This is a genomic window from Methylobacterium sp. Leaf106 (assembly GCF_001422895.1).
GTDB classification, from domain to species: Bacteria; Pseudomonadota; Alphaproteobacteria; order Rhizobiales; family Beijerinckiaceae; genus Methylobacterium; species Methylobacterium bullatum.
This window is the reverse complement of the sequence record NZ_LMNB01000033.1, coordinates 75,782-95,384: the sequence shown is the minus strand read 5'-3', so window position 1 is coordinate 95,384 and position 19,603 is coordinate 75,782. Positions and strand designations below refer to the sequence as shown.

The 19,603-nt window shown below is 69.4% G+C and carries 19 protein-coding genes; 13 read left to right on the top strand and 6 right to left on the bottom strand.

Translation table 11 applies throughout. The annotated features are described in order from the left end of the window. Window positions 1-40: 40 nt before the first annotated feature. The 5 genes from ASF34_RS18105 to ASF34_RS18085 all read left to right on the top strand — a co-directional run bounded on the left by ASF34_RS18105 (window position 41) and on the right by ASF34_RS18085 (window position 5,203). Window positions 41-1,057 (top strand): alpha/beta fold hydrolase, encoded by a 1,017-nt coding sequence (locus tag ASF34_RS18105; RefSeq protein WP_056163169.1) that lies wholly within the window; start codon window positions 41-43, stop codon window positions 1,055-1,057. Between the two features lie 73 nt (window positions 1,058-1,130). Continuing rightward, window positions 1,131-1,565 carry a GlcG/HbpS family heme-binding protein gene (locus ASF34_RS18100; protein ID WP_056163166.1) on the top strand — a complete coding sequence of 145 codons (435 nt, stop codon included), beginning with the start codon at window positions 1,131-1,133 and terminating at the stop codon, window positions 1,563-1,565. An 8-nt stretch (window positions 1,566-1,573) separates the two neighbouring features. Continuing rightward, a complete protein-coding gene (locus tag ASF34_RS18095) occupies window positions 1,574-3,172 on the top strand; it encodes a peptide ABC transporter substrate-binding protein (protein WP_056163163.1) in 1,599 nt (532 codons plus the stop codon). 13 nt (window positions 3,173-3,185) lie between these two features. Further along, the gene (locus ASF34_RS18090; protein ID WP_056163161.1) at window positions 3,186-4,109 is read left to right on the top strand and encodes an ABC transporter permease; all 924 of its coding nucleotides are present in this window, start codon (window positions 3,186-3,188) and stop codon (window positions 4,107-4,109) included. After that, window positions 4,106-5,203, top strand: coding sequence for an ABC transporter permease (locus ASF34_RS18085; protein WP_018043192.1), 1,098 nt, complete (start codon window positions 4,106-4,108; stop codon window positions 5,201-5,203). The genes ASF34_RS18090 and ASF34_RS18085 overlap by 4 nt, the downstream gene beginning before the upstream one ends. A 295-nt stretch (window positions 5,204-5,498) precedes the next feature. Here ASF34_RS18085 and ASF34_RS18080 read toward each other — a convergent pair whose 3' ends face one another. Both ASF34_RS18080 and ASF34_RS18075 read right to left on the bottom strand, forming a co-directional pair. Then, on the bottom strand, window positions 5,499-7,223 hold the full coding sequence (locus tag ASF34_RS18080) for a sensor domain-containing diguanylate cyclase (protein WP_018043191.1): 1,725 nt from the start codon (window positions 7,221-7,223) through the stop codon (window positions 5,499-5,501). A gap of 535 nt (window positions 7,224-7,758) precedes the next feature. After that, entirely contained in the window at window positions 7,759-8,013 is a 255-nt protein-coding gene (locus ASF34_RS18075) for a hypothetical protein (RefSeq protein ID WP_018043190.1), read from the bottom strand. Between the two features lie 124 nt (window positions 8,014-8,137). Between ASF34_RS18075 and ASF34_RS18070 the strand changes: the two genes are divergently transcribed. Further along, the gene (locus ASF34_RS18070; protein WP_026175828.1) at window positions 8,138-9,616 is read left to right on the top strand and encodes an MFS transporter; all 1,479 of its coding nucleotides are present in this window, start codon (window positions 8,138-8,140) and stop codon (window positions 9,614-9,616) included. Between the two features lie 37 nt (window positions 9,617-9,653). Here the strand turns inward: ASF34_RS18070 and ASF34_RS18065 are convergent, their stop codons facing one another. Together ASF34_RS18065 and ASF34_RS18060 are read right to left on the bottom strand one after the other, a co-directional pair. Beyond that, window positions 9,654-10,355, bottom strand: coding sequence for an SDR family NAD(P)-dependent oxidoreductase (locus tag ASF34_RS18065; protein WP_056163158.1), 702 nt, complete (start codon window positions 10,353-10,355; stop codon window positions 9,654-9,656). Between the two features lie 64 nt (window positions 10,356-10,419). Further along, window positions 10,420-10,893, bottom strand: a complete 474-nt coding sequence (locus ASF34_RS18060) for a nucleoside deaminase (RefSeq protein ID WP_018043187.1) — start codon at window positions 10,891-10,893, stop codon at window positions 10,420-10,422. A 139-nt stretch (window positions 10,894-11,032) separates the two neighbouring features. On the opposite strand from ASF34_RS18060, the gene ASF34_RS18055 reads away from it, so the two are divergent. From ASF34_RS18055 to ASF34_RS18030, 6 genes are all read left to right on the top strand, one after another. Continuing rightward, entirely contained in the window at window positions 11,033-11,236 is a 204-nt protein-coding gene (locus tag ASF34_RS18055) for a CsbD family protein (protein ID WP_026175827.1), read from the top strand. 139 nt (window positions 11,237-11,375) lie between these two features. Beyond that, window positions 11,376-13,601, top strand: coding sequence for a pseudouridine synthase (locus ASF34_RS18050; protein WP_156465770.1), 2,226 nt, complete (start codon window positions 11,376-11,378; stop codon window positions 13,599-13,601). Beyond that, window positions 13,598-14,155, top strand: coding sequence for a 16S rRNA (guanine(966)-N(2))-methyltransferase RsmD (rsmD, locus tag ASF34_RS18045; protein ID WP_018043184.1), 558 nt, complete (start codon window positions 13,598-13,600; stop codon window positions 14,153-14,155). The genes ASF34_RS18050 and rsmD overlap by 4 nt, the downstream gene beginning before the upstream one ends. Window positions 14,156-14,213: 58 nt before the next feature. After that, on the top strand, window positions 14,214-15,347 hold the full coding sequence (locus ASF34_RS18040; RefSeq protein ID WP_200913321.1) for a spore photoproduct lyase family protein: 1,134 nt from the start codon (window positions 14,214-14,216) through the stop codon (window positions 15,345-15,347). Window positions 15,348-15,646: 299 nt separating this feature from the next. Next, entirely contained in the window at window positions 15,647-16,003 is a 357-nt protein-coding gene (locus ASF34_RS18035) for a hypothetical protein (RefSeq protein WP_056163155.1), read from the top strand. A gap of 223 nt (window positions 16,004-16,226) precedes the next feature. Next, window positions 16,227-16,490, top strand: a complete 264-nt coding sequence (locus ASF34_RS18030) for a hypothetical protein (protein ID WP_056163151.1) — start codon at window positions 16,227-16,229, stop codon at window positions 16,488-16,490. 5 nt (window positions 16,491-16,495) lie between these two features. On the opposite strand, the gene ASF34_RS18025 is transcribed toward ASF34_RS18030, so the two are convergent. After that, window positions 16,496-16,900, bottom strand: coding sequence for a winged helix-turn-helix transcriptional regulator (locus tag ASF34_RS18025; protein ID WP_056163148.1), 405 nt, complete (start codon window positions 16,898-16,900; stop codon window positions 16,496-16,498). A 76-nt stretch (window positions 16,901-16,976) separates the two neighbouring features. Here ASF34_RS18025 and ASF34_RS18020 point away from each other — a divergent pair, with 76 nt between their 5' ends. Further along, window positions 16,977-17,588 carry an FMN-dependent NADH-azoreductase gene (locus ASF34_RS18020; protein ID WP_056163145.1) on the top strand — a complete coding sequence of 204 codons (612 nt, stop codon included), beginning with the start codon at window positions 16,977-16,979 and terminating at the stop codon, window positions 17,586-17,588. 4 nt (window positions 17,589-17,592) lie between these two features. Here the strand turns inward: ASF34_RS18020 and mutL are convergent, their stop codons facing one another. Next, the gene (gene mutL, locus ASF34_RS18015; RefSeq protein ID WP_056163141.1) at window positions 17,593-19,545 is read right to left on the bottom strand and encodes a DNA mismatch repair endonuclease MutL; all 1,953 of its coding nucleotides are present in this window, start codon (window positions 19,543-19,545) and stop codon (window positions 17,593-17,595) included. Window positions 19,546-19,603: the final 58 nt, after the last annotated feature.

The window sequence follows — 19,603 nt, the reverse complement described above, 5'->3', positions numbered from 1 at the left end:
TTCGCGTTTCCCGCAGACGATTCCCTACCCGGACGAGACGATGACCGCACCGATCCGCCGCGACAGGCCTGCATCCCGCGTGAGCCTCGCCGCCAAGCTCGCCCTCCTGCCCCTCGGCGCGGCGGGCGCATGGATCGCCTATAGCCGGTTGGGGATCGACCACGATCAGACGCTGCATCCCGCCCTGCCGGGACGGCACGAGCGCCTGGAAACCCTGGCCGGGGATATCGGCCTTTATGGCGACGCCACCGCGCCGGGCGTTCCGCTGCTGCTGATCCACTCCGTCAACGCGGCGGCGAATGCCTATGAGATCCGTCCGCTCTACCGGCATTACGCGGGGAGCCGCCCGGTCTATGCCCTCGACCTGCCGGGCTTCGGTTTCTCGGAGCGCAGCGACCGGGTCTACACGCCCCGCCTGATGTCCGATGCGATCCAGGCCGTCACCGCCGAGATCCGTGCTCGACACGGCGGCGGGAAGATCGATGCCGTCGCCCTGTCCCTGTCCTGCGAATACCTCGCCGCCGCCGCTCTCGAGGCGCCGGGCGATTATCGCAGTCTCGGCCTCGTCAGCCCCACCGGCTTTGATTCCCGCTTCGTCGGCCGGCACCGCGACCGGACCCGGCACGGCGGCGCCGTCGCCCGCGCCATGCTGAACGCGCCGCTCTGGGGGGAGCCGCTGTTCGATCTCCTCGTGAGCCGGCCGAGCATGCGCTTCTTCCTGGAAAAGACCTGGGGCTCGAAGGACATCGACGAGGGCCTGCTCGCCTACGATCACGCCTCGGCGCATCGTCCGGGCGCGCGGCATGCGCCGTTCTCGTTCCTGTCCGGTGCCCTGTTCCCGGACGCGCCGGGGCGGTTCTACGAGGCGCTCACCCTCCCGGTCTGGATGATCCACGGGGTGCGCGGCGATTTCGTCGATTACCGCCATGCCGACCGTGTCGCCGGCCGCCCGAACTGGACCGTCGATGTCCTGCCCACCGGGGCTTTCCCGCATTTCGAGGACCTGGGGGCTGTGACGGGGCACTACGATGCGTTCCTGGCCGACCGCGACGGGTGAGGCCGGGGCTGGTCCGGCATCGACGGCCGGGCTACGTCCGGTATGACCCGTGACCTCATCCCCCGGTAAGCCGATGCCCGACCTGACCCTCGCCGCCGCCCAGACCATCGTCGCCACCGCCCTCGAGACGGCGCGCTCGCACAGCCTGAAGCCTCTCGCGGTGGTGGTTTACGATGCGCGCGGCGCGCTCAAGGCCATGGCCGCCGAGGACGGCACGTCCCTGCGCCGGGCGGAGGTCGCCATGGGCAAGGCCAATGGCTGCCTGGCGCTCGGCCTCGGCGGGCGCGCGATCCACAAGCGGGCCGAGGAGCAGGCCTATTTCGTCGCGGCCGTGAGCCATCTCGTCGGTCCCGCCGCGCTGGTGCCGGTGCCGGGCGGTGTCCTGATCCACGATGGCGATGCGGTCATCGGCGCCGTCGGCATCTCGGGCGATACCTCCGACAACGACGAACTCTGCGCGCTCGCCGGTATCGAGGCGGCCGGCTTCACCGCGCAGACCGGCGCCTGAGCGCCGCCATGCGCATGGACCGGCGCGCCTGCCTTCTCGGTGGCGGCGCCCTGCTCGTGGCCGGAACCGGTCCGGCGCGAGCGGCTGCGTCCTCTGTCTACCGGCGCGGCAACGATGCCGATCCGGAAACCCTCGATCCGCACAAATCCTCCACCGTGGCGGAGGCGCATATCCTGCGCGACCTCTACGAGGGGCTGCTGACCTACGACAATCACGGCGCCATCATTCCGGGCGCCGCGACGCACTGGACCGTCTCCGACGACGCCCTGACCTACACGTTCCACCTGCGCGAGAACGGACGCTGGTCGAACGGCGATCCCGTGGTGGCGGCGGATTTCGTCTTCGGTCTGCGCCGGATCATGGCCCCGGAGACGGCGGCGAAATATGCCGAGGTGCTGTATCCGCTCAAGAACGCCCGCGCCGTGAACCAGGGCGAAGCCGCGCCCGAGACGCTCGGCGTGACCGCGCCGGATGCCCGTACCCTCGTCGTCACCCTCGACCGGCCGACGCCCTACCTCCTCGAACTTCTCACCCACCAGACCTCGCTGCCGGTCCACCCGCCCTCGATCGCGCGCTTCGGCGATGCCTTCACCCGGCCGGGCAACCTCGTGAGCAATGGTACCTACGCCCTCGTGGACATGGTGCCGAACGACCGCATCACCTTGCGGCGCAACCCCTATTTCCATGCGGCGGCCGGCGTCTCCATCGAGACCGTGGCCTTCCTGCCGACGCCCGACCTGTCCAGCGCGGTCCGCCGCTACGCCGCCGGCGAGATCGATTCCCTGGCCGATCTGCCGGGCGACCAGATGGCCTCCCTCAAGGCGAGGTTCGGCGATCAGGTCGTCCTCGGCCCGTCGCTCGGGCTCTATGCCCTGGCCGTCAACACCCGCAAGCCCCCCTTCGACGACGTCCGCCTGCGCCGGGCGCTGTCCCTGGTGATCGACCGGGAATTCCTGGCCGAGAGGCTGTGGGGCGAGACCATGGCACCGGCCTATTCCCTGTGCCCGCCGGGCCTCGACAATTACCGCACGCCGCCGGAACTCGAAGGCCGCAGCGCCTTGCCCATCGACCGCGAGGAGGAGGCGCGGTCGTTGCTCGCCGAGGCCGGGTTCGGCCCGCGCGGCAAGCCCCTCCGCATCGAGTACCGCTTCAACAGCACCGACAACAACCGCAACACGGCGGTCGCCATCGCCGACATGTGGCGGGGCATCGGCGTCGACACGCGCCTCGTCTATACCGATGCCAAAACCCATTTCGCCCACCTGCGCGACGGCGGCGATTTCGATGTGGCCCGCATGTCCTGGGTCGCCGATTACTCCGATCCGCAGAATTTCCTGTTCCTTCTGGAGACCGGCAATGACGGGCTCAACCCCGGCCGTTACAGCAATCCGGCCTATGACGGGCTGATGCGCGAGGCGGCCGCGGAGCGGGATCTCGCCAGGCGGGCCGACCTCCTGTTCCGGGCCGAGACGATCGTCCTCGACGATTTGCCGTGGATCCCGGTGCTCCACACACGGTCGAAGGCGCTGATCTCGCCCCGTCTCACCGGCTATCACCCAAATCCGCGCAACGCGTCGCCGACGCGCTTCCTGAGGCTCGCACCGTGAGGCCGGCGGCGGCATGATCGGCCTCATCCTGCGCCGCCTCGCCCAGGCGCTCCCGACCCTGTTCCTCGTGGTCACCGGCAGCTTCTTCCTGATCCGCCTCGCCCCCGGAGGGCCGTTCGACCTGGAACGTCCGCTGCCGCCGGCGGCGATGCGCAACCTCGCCGCCATCTACGGCCTCGATCAGCCGCTGATCGTCCAGTACGGGCGCTATCTCGGCGCGCTGATACGGGGCGATCTCGGCCCGTCCTTCTCGTTCCGCGACCTCACCGTCGCGGATCTGTTCGCGCGCGGCCTGCCCGTCTCCATGACCCTGGGCGGCCTCGCCCTCGTCCTGGCGCTGGCCTGCGGGATCGGCTTAGGGAGCTGGGCCGCTCTCCGTCGCGGCGGGTGGATCGACCGGGCCATCGGACTTCTCGCCGGGCTGACCCTGGCGGTGCCCAACTTCGTCGTGGCGCCGCTGCTCCAGATCGTGTTCGGGCTGACCCTGCGCTGGCTCCCCGTGGGAGGCTGGGAGGGCGGCGCGCCCTCGCATCTCGTGCTTCCCGTCCTCACCCTCGCCCTGCCGCAGATCGGCGCCATCGCCCGCCTGACGCGGGTCTCGCTCAACGAGACCCTGAACGCCCAGCCGGTCCGCACCATGCGCGCCATGGGCCTGCCGCCCCACCGCATCGCCCGCCATGCCCTGCGCGGGGCGCTGCTGCCGGTGGTGTCCGTCCTCGGGCCGACCGCCGCCGCGCTGCTCACCGGCTCCGTCGTGGTGGAGACGGTCTTCGGCCTGCCCGGCATCGGCCGCGCCTTCGTCGACGGGGCGCTCAACCGCGACTACACCCTGGTGATGGGGACCGTGGTGCTGGTGGCCGTGTTCGTCACCCTCCTCAACATCGTCGCCGACATCGTCTGCGCCGTCCTCGATCCGCGCCTGAGAACGGCCCGATGAGGCGCGCATGGACCCGGTTCGCGCGCAACCGCGGCGCCCTCGCCGCTTTCCTGGTTCTCATCGCGATGACGCTCGCCTGTCTCGTCGGGCCGCGTCTCACCGGCCACGAGCCGGGGCGGATCTACCCCGACCTCGTGCGCACCGCGCCGGGCCTCGCCGCCCATCCCGGACCCGACGAAATCGCCCCCGCCCTCACCCGCCTCGCCTTCCGCATGCGGCTCGCGGTCTCGGACATCGCGGTCACCGGCGACACGGTCCGCATGGTGTTTTCGGGTGTCTCCAAATCTGTCGATACCAGGCCCATCGACGAACGGGTCCTGGTCTACCTGCCCCGTTCGGACCTGTTCGGTCCCGCCTCCATCGTCGAGCGCCAGGACGGGGGGCGCCGCCTCGTGGTCGAGGCTCCCCTGCGGCGCCTGCGCTTCCTCATGGGCACCGACATGCTGGGGCGGGACGTCCTCACCCGGAGTCTCGTCGCCGGGCGTGTCTCCCTCCTCATCGGGGCCGTCGCCACGGTCGTGGCGCTCCTCGTCGGGGTCGCCTACGGAGCGCTCGCCGGCTATCTCGGCGGCGTGGCCGACGCGGTGATGATGCGCGTCGTCGACATGCTCTACGCCCTGCCCTTCGTCTTCTTCGTGATCATGCTGCTGGTGTTCTTCCGCTCCGGGCTGGGGCTGATCCTGGTGGCCATCGGCGCGGTGGAATGGCTCGACATGGCCCGCCTCGTCCGCGCCCAGACCCTCTCCCTGCGGCATCGCGATTTCGTCCGCGCGGCCGAGGCCCTCGGCTTGTCCACGGCGGCGATCCTGCGCCGGCACATCGTCCCGAACACCCTCGGCCCCGTCACGGTGGCGGCGACCCTCCTCGTGCCCAAGGTGATCCTGCTGGAGAGCTTCCTGTCGTTCCTCGGCCTCGGGGTGCAGGAACCGGCCACGAGCTGGGGCGCCCTCATCGCGGAGGGCGCGCGCGCCCTCGAATCCGCCCCGTGGATGCTCGCCGGCCCCGCCGCCTTCCTCGTCTCGACGCTGGTGGCCCTCAACGTCCTCGGTGACGGCCTCGGCGACGCCCTCGATCCCCGGATCGCCGGCAGGTGACGGCCTGAGGGCCGTGGCCCTACAGGATACGCACATCTGCTCGACGGACGTGTCTCTACCCATGAGGGTTCGGCATGAGGCGCGACGGGCTCCCTCTCCCGTTTGGGAGAGGGTTGGGGTGAGGGGCGTGGACTCTCCGAAAAGGTCACACACCTCACCCTGTCCCTCTCCTTCCAGGAGAGGGGACCCGTGGTGCCCGCCAGATGTGGGAATGCCGTAGGCCGTGGCCTGAGGGAAACAGGCATGGATCCCGCCGTCCTCGAATTTGGGGCGGGCATCGGATCCCGAGGGTTGGCTATGCCACCGATCTCAGGTCGGCGATGTCCGCCGTGAAGGTGTGGATGCAGTTGCGTCCCCGCGATTTCGCCTCGTAGAGGGCACGGTCCGCGCGCTCGATGGTGTGGTCGATGTCCTTGTCGGACGAGTCCGCCTCGGCGATGCCGATGCTGATCGTCGCCAGAAGGCGATTGTTGTCGGGCTCGAACACGGTGCTGGCCACGCTCTGGCGAATGCGCTCCGCGATCAGCGCCGCGCCGACGGCGCTGCTGTCGCCGAGCAGGACGATGAATTCCTCGCCGCCGAAGCGCGCGACCTTGTCCGTCGTCCTGATGGTGTCGCTGATGATGGAGCCGACCTTGCGGATGACCACATCGCCCGCCGGGTGGCCGTAACGGTCGTTGACCCGCTTGAAATGGTCGATGTCGATCATCAGCACCGCGATGGGGCGGCGGTAGAGCTTGAAGGCGTTCAAGGCTTCCTTCGCGAGGGGAAGGAACGCGCGCCGGTTGAGGAGGCCCGTGAGAGCGTCCTTGTTGGCGATGAGCTGCAGGGCGTGGAGGTCGTCGCCGATGCGCCTGACCCGGTCCTGCGCGGCCTGCACCGCCCGGGACGCTTCGGTCTCGACGTCTCGCGCATCGGACTCGGCGGTGCCGATCCGTCTCAGCAGTGACCTGACGGCGGCGGACAGGCGCAGCACCTCGGGCGAGCCATGGACCCGCTCCGTCATCGTCGCATTCGGCTCGCGGCCGATCCGGTCCACCGCATCCGTGAGGTTCACGAGCGGGCGGCTCAGGCGCGTCACCACCAGGAAGATGCCGAGAACGCCCACCGCACCCGCGCCGAGGCCGATCAGGGTGATGAGGAGGGTCAGGCGATTGGCTCCCGCGAGCGCCGTATCCTCCGGCTGGAGGGCGACCACGATCCAGCCGAGACCGCTGTAGTCGCCCCGGCCGCGGGTGGCCGAGACGGCGGCGAGCCGTTTGCCGTCCGGGCCGCTCGCGATGAAATGTCCCGCCGCGAGATCGGCGGGGGAGTAGGGTGTGGTCCCGAGGTCCGGCCCGAGGAGCACGCGGCCGGTCCGGTCGAGGACGACGATCTCCTCCTTCAGCTCCGGCCTGCGCGAGGACAGGACTTCCCGTCGCACCACGTCCGCCCAGCTCCAGCTGAGATGGCTTCCCAGGACGCCGATGATCCGGCCCGACGCATCGGTGACGGGAGATGCGAAATCGACGAAGCGGAACGGGGTCTTGTCCCCGCTGGGCTTGAGCAGGCTCTGCAGCAAGGCCGCGACGTGAACGTCCTCGGCGACCGCGCCCTTCATCCCGTCGATGAACCAGGGACGCTGGCCGACATTCGCGCCTTCCAGGATACCGCCGGTCGCCGCGCGGACTTTCCCGGTCTCGTCGGCAAAGCCGATCCAGGCATAGTCCGGAAGGGTTTTCTGCATCGTCTGCAGCACCTTGCGCAGACTTCCGGTCTCTTCCATCCAGTGGGGCTGGAGCGGATCGAGGGCCGCCACGTTGCGAATCTCGCGCAAGCGCTCCGCCATGTCCTGGTCCAGGCGATCGGCGACGGAGCGGGCCACCTGCAGCAGGGCGTTCTGGGCCATATCGGTGGCTTGCCCGCGCGCCAGCAGCGCGGAGCCCAATGTGCTCGCGGCTACGATGGACAGGCCGACCGCACCGGCGAACAAGCTGATCTGGTGCCGCAGGGATATCTTGTCGGCGAGCCGTCCCAGCATCGATCCTGACCCTCAATCAGACCCGACCCTGCAACTCATAGGCTTGCGAGAACGTCAATCCTTAGAGTCAATTTTTCGTATAAATGAGAGTTTTCGCAAATCGGACATAGACGATGGGATGGTCCATTCGGCGGTGGTCGAGCATTGCAGGGCGACCGCAGTCACACTTTTGTCTATTGACGATGATACTGTCGGTATATTTGCGATATGAAATATTTATGATGCGGTTTTTATCATAGATGTATCTAGAATGCGGTTGCTTCTATCTATATGTTCGCAGTTATATGTAAATCACTTGTATCAAGGCAATGTGGGACAGTTGATTTGAGTCATTCAACCGCATCAATATTTTGATTATTGAGTTCGTTTCATTATTTACCGTTGTCCCAATCGTATTACGCTGTAGTGGCGAGCCGCCATTGAGTCGCGCGAACCACTCGCCCTTTGCCGGGCGGAGCGACCGCCGAATGGTCGACCCAAGGTGGAGGCTCGTATCCGCGCCGTCGGCGCGCGCCTGCGCGGCCGGGCCGGATGCTCACCGATCGGCCAGGAGGCCGGGATAGACCACCCGCACCGCGCGCCGCTCCGCCGGGATGTCGGCGCTCGGGCGGTCCTTGATCGCCGCACCGGTACTTCCCGTCGTCGTCACGTCGGCGGGGCGCAGGCGCCAGCCTTCGGCGCCACGCGGCGGCCTGTGTGACGCCTCATTGGCGCGCAGCGGCGGCGGCGCGAGCGCGGCACCCGCAAGCACCGTGGTGGCGAGGATGGCGGAGAGGAGGCGGGGATTCATCGGTCGAGGCACCCGGAGACGCGTACTCCGAGTGAAGCGTGAACAGGTAAAGACGCCGACGGAACCGCGAGGCTTGGCCGTTCATTGCCCACAGCAATCGTATCCGAGAGTTAACGAGGCGTCGATGACGAGTATGGTCGAGGCAAAGCCGGGCTCCGCCCCGCCGGAGCGGGTTCCGATGGGCACGGTGATCGACACCGATATTTCCGCTCGTCTCGACCGGCTGCCCTGGGGACGCTTCCACATCCTCGTCATCGTGGCGCTGGGCATCACCTGGGTGCTCGACGGCCTCGAAGTCACCCTGGCGGGCTCCCTCGTGGGCGCCCTGCGGGCCGAGCCCATGAGCTTCACCGAGTTCGATATCGGCCTGGCGGCGAGTTCCTATCTCGTCGGCGCGGTGGTGGGGGCGCTCGGCTTCGGCTGGCTCACCGACCGGATCGGCCGCAAGAAGCTGTTTTTCATCACCCTGGCCCTGTACCTCGCCGCCACCGCGGCCACCGGCCTGTCCTGGAACATCTACAGCTTCTGCATCTTCCGGTTCCTCACCGGCGCGGGCATCGGCGGCGAATACACCGCCATCAACTCTACCATTCAGGAACTCGTCCCGGCCCGCGTGCGCGGCTGGACCGACCTCGTCATCAACGGGTCGTTCTGGATCGGGGCGGCCTTGGGCTCCTTCCTCTCCATCGCCGTGCTGCGCCCCGGCATGATCGACCCGGCCTGGGGCTGGCGCATCGCCTTCTTCGTCGGCGGCGGCATCGGCCTCGTGATCTTGGCTCTGCGGACATGGATTCCCGAGAGCCCGCGCTGGCTCGCCACCCACGGCTACGTCGCCGAGGCGGACAGGGTCGTCACCGGCATCGAGAAGCGCTTCACCGACGAGGGCATCACCCTGCCGCCGGTGGACGAATCCAAGCGGATGAAGCTGAGGACGCGCAGCCACACGCCGCTGAAGGAAGTCTTCGGCACCATGCTGGTCGGCTACCGCAAGCAGACCCTGGTGGGCCTCGCCCTGATGATCGCGCAGGCGTTCTTCTACAACGCGTTGTTCTTCACCTACGCCCTCGTGCTCCAGCGCTTCTACGGGGTGCCGGGGGACCATGTCGGCTGGTACCTGCTGCCCTTCGCGCTGGGCTCCTTCCTCGGCCCGCTGCTGCTCGGCCGGCTGTTCGACACGATCGGCCGCCGCCAGATGATCGCCTTCACCTACGGCATCTCGGCGGTGCTGCTCACCATCACCGGCTACCTGTTCAAGATCGAGGTGTTCGGTCCCGTGGGCCAGACGGCGGCCTGGATGGTGGTGTTCTTCTTCGCCTCCGCCGCCGCGAGCGCCGCCTACCTCACCGTGGCCGAGACCTTCCCGCTGGAGATCCGGGCGCTCGCCATCGCGGTGTTCTACGCGCTGGGCACCGGCATCGGCGGCGTCTCCGGCCCGCTGCTGTTCGGTGCGCTGGTGGAGACGGGGTCCCGCGACAACGTGCTGATCGGCTACGGCATCGGTGCCGCGCTGATGCTGATCGCCGCCATCGTCGGCGGCATCTGGGGCACGGCCGCCGAGGGCAAGTCCCTGGAGGATGTCTCGAAGCCGCTGGCGGCGGCCTGACTGACGGCCGGGCGGTTCCGAGGCGCTCCCAAATGCCTCAAAACCGCTCCACCCACGGACGCAGCGCGACCTCGGAGGTCCAGGCGCTGCGATCCTGCCGCAGGACGTCCCAATAGGCCGAGGCGATGGCGTCGGGATCGAGCAGGCTGTCGGGGGCATCCGCCGGCTCCGGGCGGGAGGCGCTGCGGATCCCGCCGTCGATGACGAAATGGGCGACATGGATGCCCTTCGGCTGGAGCTCCCGCGCGAGGCTCTGCGACAGGCCGCGTAAGCCGAACTTGCCCATGGCGAAGGCGGCGGATTCGGCATAGCCCTTCACGCTGGCCGACGCCCCCGTGAACAGGATGGCCCCGTGGCGGCCCGGCAGCATGCGTCTTGCTGCGGCCTGGGCCACGAGGAAACCGCCATAGGCCGAGACCATCAGGGCGTGACGCACCGCGTCCGGGTCGAGATCGGCGACGGGGCCGCGCAACCGGCCGCTGGCATTGTAGATCACCACGTCGGGCGGGCCGCCCAGGGCCGGTTCCATCCGGGCGAACAGTGCCTCCACCTCCGACGGGTCGACGGCATCGCAGGAATGCAGGGCGGCGCCGGTCTCGGCCGCCAGTTCTTCGAGCTTGCCGATGGAGCGCGAGGCGAGGCCGAGGCGAAGGCCTTCGCGGGACAGGCGGCGCGCCAGCGAGGCGCTCAGGCCTTCGCCGGCGCCGACGATGAGGGCACGCTGGTAGGTCGGGACCATGGGGCATCTCCGGATGGCGAGGGTCTGTTGCCGAACGTCCCAGGGCCCGGGAAGGCTCCTGGCTTCAGCCCTCCCGCCGATCGCGAAAAAAATCGCGCAGGAGCGTGGCGGCCTCCGCCTCGCGCAAGCCGCCATAGACCTCCGGCGCATGGTGGCAGGTGGGCTGGTTGAAGACCCGCGGCCCATGCTCGACCCCGCCGCCCTTCGGGTCGAGGGCCGCGAAATAGACCCGGCGAATGCGCGCGAACGAGATGGCACCCGCGCACATCGGGCAGGGCTCCAGGGTGACGTAGAGATCGCAGCCGATCAGGCGCTCGTCGTCGATGGCGGCGCAGGCGGCGCGGATCGCCAGGATCTCCGCATGGGCGGTGGGATCGCGCAGCGCGCGGGGGCGATTATGGGCGACGCCGAGGATCGCGCCGTCCCGCACGATCACGGCCCCCACCGGCACCTCTCCTTCGTCGGCCGCGCGGCGGGCGGCATCGAAGGCGAGGCTCAGAGGGTCGGTGCCGGTGCTGGGGGAGAGGGGGGCATTCACTGTCGTCGAACCCAAGATCTGTCTTCATCGAGAAACCCGGCGGGTCGAGATCCCGTGATGGCCCGGCAGGAACATCGCGGCGATGGAGCCGTTTCCTTCCCGACGCGGCAAGGCCGCAGGATCTTTTCAGGAGCAGACGATGAGCAGCACCACCGACAAGATCAAGGGTCTCGCCAACGAAGCGGTCGGCAACGTGAAGCAGGGCATCGGCAACGCCACGGACAACGACAAGCTCAAGGCCGAGGGCAAGGCCCAGGAACTGAAGGGCGAAGCCCAGAAGACCGTCGGCGATGCCAAGGACGGCGTCAAGAACGCCGCCGACACGGTGAAGAGCAAGCTCTGAGCTTCGGCACGGGATATTAGAGAAGGCGGCCGGGAGGCCGCCTTTTTCGTATGCGGCTGCAACGCCCCCTTGCGCGGCGGGCGGGCCGCTCCACGCGCAATCGCTCGCAACCTCGCCTCCGCTCTGTTATGGGGCTCGGATGAGCGACAAGACAGACGAACAGACGGGCGGGTCCGAGGACGCGCCCGAGACCAACAACGTTTCCGGCCAAGCGTGGTCCCCGGCGACCGATGCGGGTGTGCCCGGACCTTCCGCCGAAGAGCAGCCGGCTCCGCGCCGGGCCGCGCCCGCCAGGGGCGGCGACGCCCCCCTGCGCCGCAAGGCGGCGTTGCCGCGGCCGGCGGCCAAGGCCGTCGAGGCGGGTGCCACCGGTGATTCCGATTCGGCGACGCCCGAGGGCGACCGTATCGCCAAGGCCATCGCGCGCGCCGGCATCGCGTCCCGCCGCGACGTCGAGGTGATGATCGCCGAGGGCCGCGTCACCCTCAACGGCAAGGTGCTGACCTCGCCGGCGATCAACGTGACGGATGCGGACGAGATCACCGTCGACGGTGAGCCCCTGCCCGCCCGCGAGCGGACCCGGCTGTGGATCTATCACAAGCCGCGGGGCCTCGTTACCACGGCACGCGATCCGGAAGGGCGCCAGACCGTCTTCGAGGCCCTGCCCGAGGACCTGCCGCGCGTGGTCGCCATCGGCCGCCTCGACATCAACACCGAAGGCCTGCTGCTGCTCACCAACGATGGCGGCCTCGCCAAGGTGATCGCGCATCCCGATACCGGATGGCTGCGGCGCTACCGCGTCCGCGCGCATGGCGACACGAATCAGGCCGAGCTCGACAAGCTGCGCAAGGGCGTCACCATCGACGGCATGGATTACGGCCCCGTGGACGCGGTCCTCGACCGGGCCTCGGGCGACAACCTGTGGCTGACGCTGGGCCTGCGCGAAGGCAAGAACCGCGAGGTCAAGCGCATCCTCGAGCACCTGGGTCTGGCCGTGAACCGGCTGATCCGCCTGTCCTTCGGCCCGTTCCAGCTCGGCGACCTCGAAGTGGGCCTCGTCGAGGAGATCCGCACCAAGGTGCTCAAGGAGCAGCTCGGCCCGACCCTCGCCGACCAGGCCGGCGTCGATTTCACCAGCCCCAACCGTGAGCCGATCGCCCCGTTCGGTTCGCCGAAGGCCGCGCAGCAACAGACCAAGCAGCCCGCCCGCAGCGCCTCGGCCGCCGCGGCGCGAAGCGCCGGGCGCAGCTACGACGACGCCCCGCGCGGCGGCGAGCGCGGTGGCGACCGCGACCGTGGCGGCGACCGCCCCCTGCGCAGGCCCGCCGAACCCGCACGGGTTCCCACGGGCGGCAACAGCGCCGGTCCCCGGCGCTCGGTCTGGCGTGCCGAAGAGGCAGCACCCCAGGAGGATGGTGCGCGCCGGGTCAAGATCCCCCGCCGTGGCGCCGATCCCAAGGCCGAGCGTGAGGCCTCCGCCGCTCGCGGCCGGGAGCGCGTGGGCGCGATCAATACCGGCGAACGCCGTGTTCTGGTGGAGCGCCTGAAGGCGAGCCCGCAGGAGCCGGCCCCCGAGCCGCATCGCCGTGATCGCGGTGCCCGGCGCGACGAGACGGGCGGCGCCGAGCGCCCGGTCCGGACGCTGCGCCAATCCGATGCCAAGGCGGCCCGCCGCGAGGAGGCCGATGCCCGGCCGCCGCAGCGCCGGTTCGACGGAGATTCCAGGCCCCCGCGCAGCGATTCCAGGCCCCCGCGCAGCGATGCGAGGCCTCCGCGCCGGGACGATGCTCCGCGCGGCGGTTTCGGGCGGCCCGCCGATGGCGCCGAGCGGCGCGGTCCGCCTCGTGGCGGCGACGAGCGCCCCCGCAGCTTCAAGCCTCGCGATGGCGGCGGCTTCAACGACCGCGCGGAACGTCCGGCTTTCAATCGCGGCGAGCCGCGTGGGGACAAGCCGGCGGGATTCCGCAGCGAGAAGCCGGCCTTCAATCGTGGCGGCGACGATCGTCCCGGCGGCGGCCGGCCGGGCGGGTTCAAGCCCGGCGGCTTCAAGGGAGCGGGCTTCAAGGGCCGCTCCGACGACCGCCAGGGCGGCGACCGTGACATCGGCGCCGAACGCTCGGGCGCCGATCGCGGCGGCTTCCGGCCCGGTGGCAAGCCCGGTGGGTTCGGCAAGCCCGGTGGGTTCGGAAAGCCCGGCGGATCGGGCAAGCCCGCCGGGGCCGCAAGGCCGGGCGGGTTCAAGGCAGGCGGTTCCTCCCGTCCCGGCGGTTCGGCCAAGCCCGGTGGGTTCGGCAATCGCGGCGGTGGCGCGGGCGGCAAGCCCGGTGGCGGGGGCGGACGTCCGCCCCGTGGCGGCTCGCGGTGAGGATCGTCGGCGGCGACCTGCGTGGACGCCGCCTCGCCACCCCGAAATCGGACGCGATCCGGCCGACCTCGGATCGACTGCGCGAGGCGCTCTTCAACGTCCTCGCCCATGCGTATGACGACGCGGTGGCCGGCGCGCGGGTCCTCGATCTCTTCGCCGGAACCGGGGCGCTGAGCTTCGAGGCCCTGTCCCGCGAGGCGAGCTATGCCCTCCTGGTGGACGAGGGCGCCGAAGCGCGCGGTCTGATCCGCGAGAACATCGATGCCCTGGGCTGCGCCGGCAAGACCCGGCTGTTCCGTCGCGATGCGACCAAGCTCGGCCCGGCCGGCACCAGCGGGACCTTCACCCTGGTCTTCTGCGACCCCCCCTACAACCGCGACCTCGCGCCGGCTGCGCTGGCGAGCGCATCCCATGGCGGGTGGCTCGCCCCCGGCGCCCTTGTGGTGGTGGAGGAGGCGGCGGGCGCCAATGTCGCGCTGCCGCCCGGCTTCACCGAATTGGAGCGGCGGGTCTACGGAGACACCGCCCTGGCTTTCTCGCGCTTCGAGGCCTGAGCCTGCGACCCCCGCGCGCGCCGGGAACCCCGGGGCATCGCCGCCGCGTTGCCCCGGAATGGTCCTCGATGACGCCACGCGCGATCCCGTCACGGCCGACCCGGCGAAGGCCGAGACGGCGGATGCTCCGCGTGACCCGCGCTTGTGGCGGCCCTGCCGTGTCCTGGTGACGCCGGCGGCCCTGGACCATGCCCAGGGCCGTGCGATGCTGGCGCGGGCCGAGGCGCTCGGTCTCCCGGTGGAGTGCCTGACGAGCAACCGCCTCACGGGCCTGCGCGACGAGGATCCGCGCCGCGCCTATCGCGAGGCGAAGGCCACCCTCGCCATCGTGGTGGCGCCCCCGAGCAAGCTGCGCCTGCAGCCGATCCCGCCCAGTGCCGACTGGCGCTTCGATCTCGCCGAGGGCTGCCCGGCCCATTGCCAATATTGCTACCTCGCCGGCTCCCTCTCCGGCCCGCCGGTGACGCGGGCCTATGCCAATCTCGACGCGATCCTCGGGAACCTGCCGGCCTATCTCGGCCAAGGCGGTGTCACTTCGGCCCAGGCCGGGCGCGTCGAGGAGGGCACCACCTTCGAGGCCTCGTGCTACACCGACCCCCTCGGCATCGAGCACCTGACCGGCTCGCTCTCGGCGGCGATCACGCATTTCGGCGCCTGGGACGCGGCGGTGCAATTGCGGTTCACCACGAAGTTCGCCGCCGTCGAGCCGCTCCTGGCCCTGCCCCATCGGGGTCGGACCCGCGCTCGCTTCTCCCTCAACGCGCGTCCCGCCGGGCGCTACGAGGGCGGCACCGCCAGCCTCGACGCCCGCCTGCAGGCGCTCGGCGCAATGGCGCGGGCCGGCTACCCGGTGGGTCTCACCATCGCGCCGATCATCGCCGTTCCCGATTGGCCGGATGCCTATGAGGGGCTCCTGCGGGAGGTGGCGGAGGCGCTGTCCGGCGTGTCGAACCCCGACCTCACCGTGGAGCTCATCACGCACCGGTTCACACCGGGGTCGAAGGACGTGCTCCAGGGCTGGTATCCCGGCTCCGACCTGCCGATGCGGGAGGACGAGCGCAGTCGCAAGCTCACCAAGTTCGGCTCGGTGAAATACGTCTATCCCCGCGATCTGATGCGGACGATGCGGGAGACGATCACCGCCGCCGTCGCGCGCGAATTGCCCTTCGCGCGGATCCTTTACTGGACCTGAGCGGCCGGTCTTCCCGGCGAGTCAGCCTCCGAGCGCCCTGGTCTTAGTGTCGGGATCGATGAGCGGTTCGACACGCCGCTCAGGCCCTGCCTCTATCTTCCGCTCGAGATCGACGGCCGGTGCCGCGTCGAGCTACGGCAGGCGGCATGACCGGGCTTGAACGCCGCCGTCTTGTTGTCCTGACATTCGTCACGTCCACGATACGCCACTGAGGCAGTCGCAGAATGGCGGGATCGAGAACTGCAATGATGCCGATTTAGCGATAGCCCATATCGTGATGACCGCATGAGGAGGACGTCTTGGAAACCCATTTCGAGCATTTCGGCCAAACTGACCTTGGTCAGCGCCTCATCGCCCTCATTGACACACCCGACCGTTACACTGAGTTCCGTGCGCTCTCGGAAAAAGGCCTCCCGGCTGTCACGGCGCTGGTCCCCGTCTTGTCGCCGGTCCTGATGCCGTTAGAGCGGACTGATCTGAAGCGTTTGAGCGCCGCTAAGCAATTCGTTGGGCGGTATGTTGGAACGATCATGCGGAAATACGGGCATACCATTGTGCGTCCGTCAGCAAGTGTTCCTGGCAAGCTGTTTGACGTCGCTGCCGTCTGGAGTGGCGCCCCTTCATCTGATGCCGAAGAAGACACTCAGGCAGATTGATCCAAGACGAGCGGTAAAGCACTGCGCGCCGCAATATGTTCCGCTCTGGTTCAAGATGCGTTATATGATCACTGATGCATCTAACTATTGTAACTAAAACAACATGACAAAGAACGAGATCGCCGAGATCGCCGGTGCGTCCGAGCTTATGATCGATGGCGAGCGTGCTGATTGACGTAGCATCACCGCACGTCGCTGGCGCTCTTCTTTTGCTGATCTTGCAATGCAGATTGGTGGTGGTGTCACTCTCTCCGAAGCGATGATGCTCCGGCGCGCCGCGAACCTCGCCATGATGTGCGAACGAGATGAGGCGCGCGTGATGAGGGGTGATGAGGACGACGTGGTGGATGAGGAGCACTATCGCCGGAACGCCTCTGCCTCAAAGGCCGCACTGATGGGGCCCGGCATGGCATCCACGGCCCGCATCTCGACCGTGCGCTTGTTCCCACCCCGTTTGGCCGGCGGGATCAGCCCCCATTCCGCATAAGACACTTACGCCGCGTCGGGCTCGGCACCCGCGTCGAAACGGGTCCGCGCGGCCTGGATCGTGGGCAGGTTCGCGAAGGCCCAGGAGCCGAGCGCCTGGACCGGCACCTGAAGCGAGCGGCCGAGCTCGGTGAGTTCGTAATCGACACGGGGTGGGATTGTCGGAGTGACCGTGCGCGAAACGAGGCCGTCGCGCTCCAGGCCGCGCAGGGTGAAGGTGAGCATCCGCTGCGAGATGCCGCCGATGATCCGCTTCAATTCGTTGAAGCGTCGGGGGCCGTCCGTGAGCGTCATCACCACGAGGATGCTCCACTTGTCGCCGACCCGCGCCAGGACCGTACCGACCACCCGGCAATCGCCGGGGCGGTGAATGGGCTGTGCCTCGGTTACGTCGCTGTGACCGGGTTCCACGAATGTGCCTCCTTGCGCGAGCGCTGCTCCGGTACTCTATAGCGCCTCGGTATCATTCTGATACCGAGGATCGAACATGAATCTTCTGCACATCGACAGCAGCATCCTGGGCGAGCATTCCGTCAGCCGCGCCGTCTCGGCCGCCATCGTCGCCCGCCTCCGCACGGGAGCGCCCGATCTCGAGGTGACCTATCGCGATCTGGCCGCCACGCCGATCCCCCACCTCTCTGGCGCCTATCTCGCTGGCCATCAGCCCAACGCCACCAACACGCCCGACATCAAGAACGACGTCGCGCTCGGCCGCGCGGTGCTGGCGGAGTTCCTGGCCGCCGACATCGTGGTGATCGGCGCACCGCTCTACAATTTCACGATCTCGACGCAGCTCAAGGCCTGGATCGACCGCATCCTCGTGGCCGGCCAGACCTTCAAATACACCGAGAGCGGCGCCGTCGGCCTGGTGCCGGAGAAACGCGTCATCGTCGCCGTGGCGCGCGGCGGCCTCTACGGTGCGGGGTCCCCTGCCGCCTCGGCGGAGCATGCGGAGACCTATCTGCGGGTCGTCCTCGGCTTCATCGGCGTGACCAACCCGGAATTCGTCATCGCCGAGGGGATCGCCCTCGGTCCGGAGGCCCGCGAGAAGGCCCTCGCCGGGGCGCTCGACGCGGCTTCCGCTCTGGCTGCCGTCTGAAGGCCTAGCGCCGGCCGAACAGCCGCTCGATATCGTGGAGCTTCAGTTCCACGAAGGTCGGGCGGCCGTGGTTGCAGGTGCCGGCGAACGGGGTGGCCTCCATCTCGCGCAAGAGGGCGTTCATCTCCTCGGGGCGCAGGCGCCGGCCGGCGCGGATCGAGCCATGGCAGCTCATGCGCGAAAGGATCGCGTCGAGGCGCCGCCCGAGCGGGCCGCCCTCGGTGCCGTCCGCACTCCCCTCCTCCAGTCCGCTCTCGTCGAGGGCGTCGAGGATGTCCTCCAGGAGATGGCGGGTGGACGAATCGGCCAGCGCCACCGGAACCTCGCGCACGAGGACGGCGCCGGTGCCGAAGGCCTCCAGAGTGAGGCCGAGACGGTCGAGGTCGGGGGCGGCCGCGATCAGGCGCTCGGCGTCCTGGGGCGCCATCTCCACCACGTCGGGGATCAGGAGGCCCTGGCGGGCGATGCCGCCGGCGGCGCGCTCGCGCTTCAGCCGCTCGTAGACGAGGCGCTCATGGGCCGCGTGCTGGTCGACGAGGACGATCCCGTCGTGGGTCTGGGCGACGATGTAGGTCTCGTGGAGCTGCGCGCGGGCGGCCCCCAGGGGATGCTCGCTGTCGGGCGGTTCGATCTCCGGCTGGCGCAGGTCGGCGCCGGGTGGTGCGAGATCGCCGGAGAACAGCGCCTGCCCTGCTTCCTCGAACCCTGTCTCCGGCCGGCCGAACGCCGCTTGCGGGGCCTCGAACAGGCCCCCGCGCGCCCCGAAGGACGATGCCGGCGCGAGGCCGGCGGGTGCGCCGAACGAGGGCAGGCCCGGCGGAAGCGGCACCCTGCCCGACCAGGCGCCACGACCCGAATGCGCCTGCATCGCCGGTCGCATCGTCGATGAGGGATGGCCCGGGCGCAGGGCATCCAGGGTGCGGGACGCGCCGGTGCTGGCATTGCGCGCTCCCACCTGCCGCAGGGTCTCGTGAATGGCGCTGACGATGAGGGCGCGGACGAGGCCCGGCTCGCGGAAGCGCACCTCCGTCTTGGCGGGATGGACGTTCACGTCGACGAGGGCGGGGTCGCAGGTGATGGCGAGGCCGAGCACCGGATGACGGTCCGAACTCATCGTGTCGGCATAGGCCCCGCGCACGGCGCCCAGCAGCAGACGGTCGCGTACCGGGCGGCCGTTGACGGTGAAGTGGATCTGGTTGCCCGCGCCGCGATGGTAGCTCGGCAGGCCGATATGGCCGGACAGGGCGAAGCCCTCCCGCGCCATGTGGAGGGGGGCCGAACTCGCGCCGAAATCCGGCCCCAGCACCGCCGTGAGCCGGCGCAGATCGGCGTCGTCGCCGGTCTCGGCGGAAAAGACGAGGGGGCTGCCGCTCTCGGAGCGGAGGGCGAAGCGGATCCGGGGCTGCGCCACGGCGAGGCGCCGCAACCCATCGGCGATGGCCAGCGCCTCGGCGCGGTCGGATTTCAGGAATTTCAGCCGCGCCGGCGTCGCCGAGAACAGGTCCGTGACCTCGATCCGCGTGCCGCGCGGGCTCGGCGCGGGACGGACCTCGCCCTTGATGCCGGCATCCACCACCAGGGTCGATCCGCTCTCGGCCTCGGCCGTGCGGCTGGTGAGGGAGAGGCGGGCCACCGCCCCGATGGAGGGCAACGCCTCGCCGCGAAAGCCGAGGGACTCGATGCGGCTCAGGTCGCCACCGGGAAGTTTCGAGGTGGCGTGGCGCTCCACCGCGAGGGCGAGATCGTCGGCGCTCATGCCGGCGCCGTCATCCACCACGCGGATCAGCCGGCGGCCCCCCGCCTCGATGGTCACCTCGATGCTGGTGGCGCCGGCATCGATGGCGTTCTCCACCAATTCCTTCACGGCTGAGGCCGGGCGCTCCACCACCTCGCCCGCGGCGATGCGGTCCACGAGGATCGGGTCGAGGCGGCGGACGGGGCGGAGCACGGGCGGCATTCCCCCAAGCATAGGCGAGCGCGCCGCCGCCTCAAAGCGCCGCCGACGTCATCGCGGT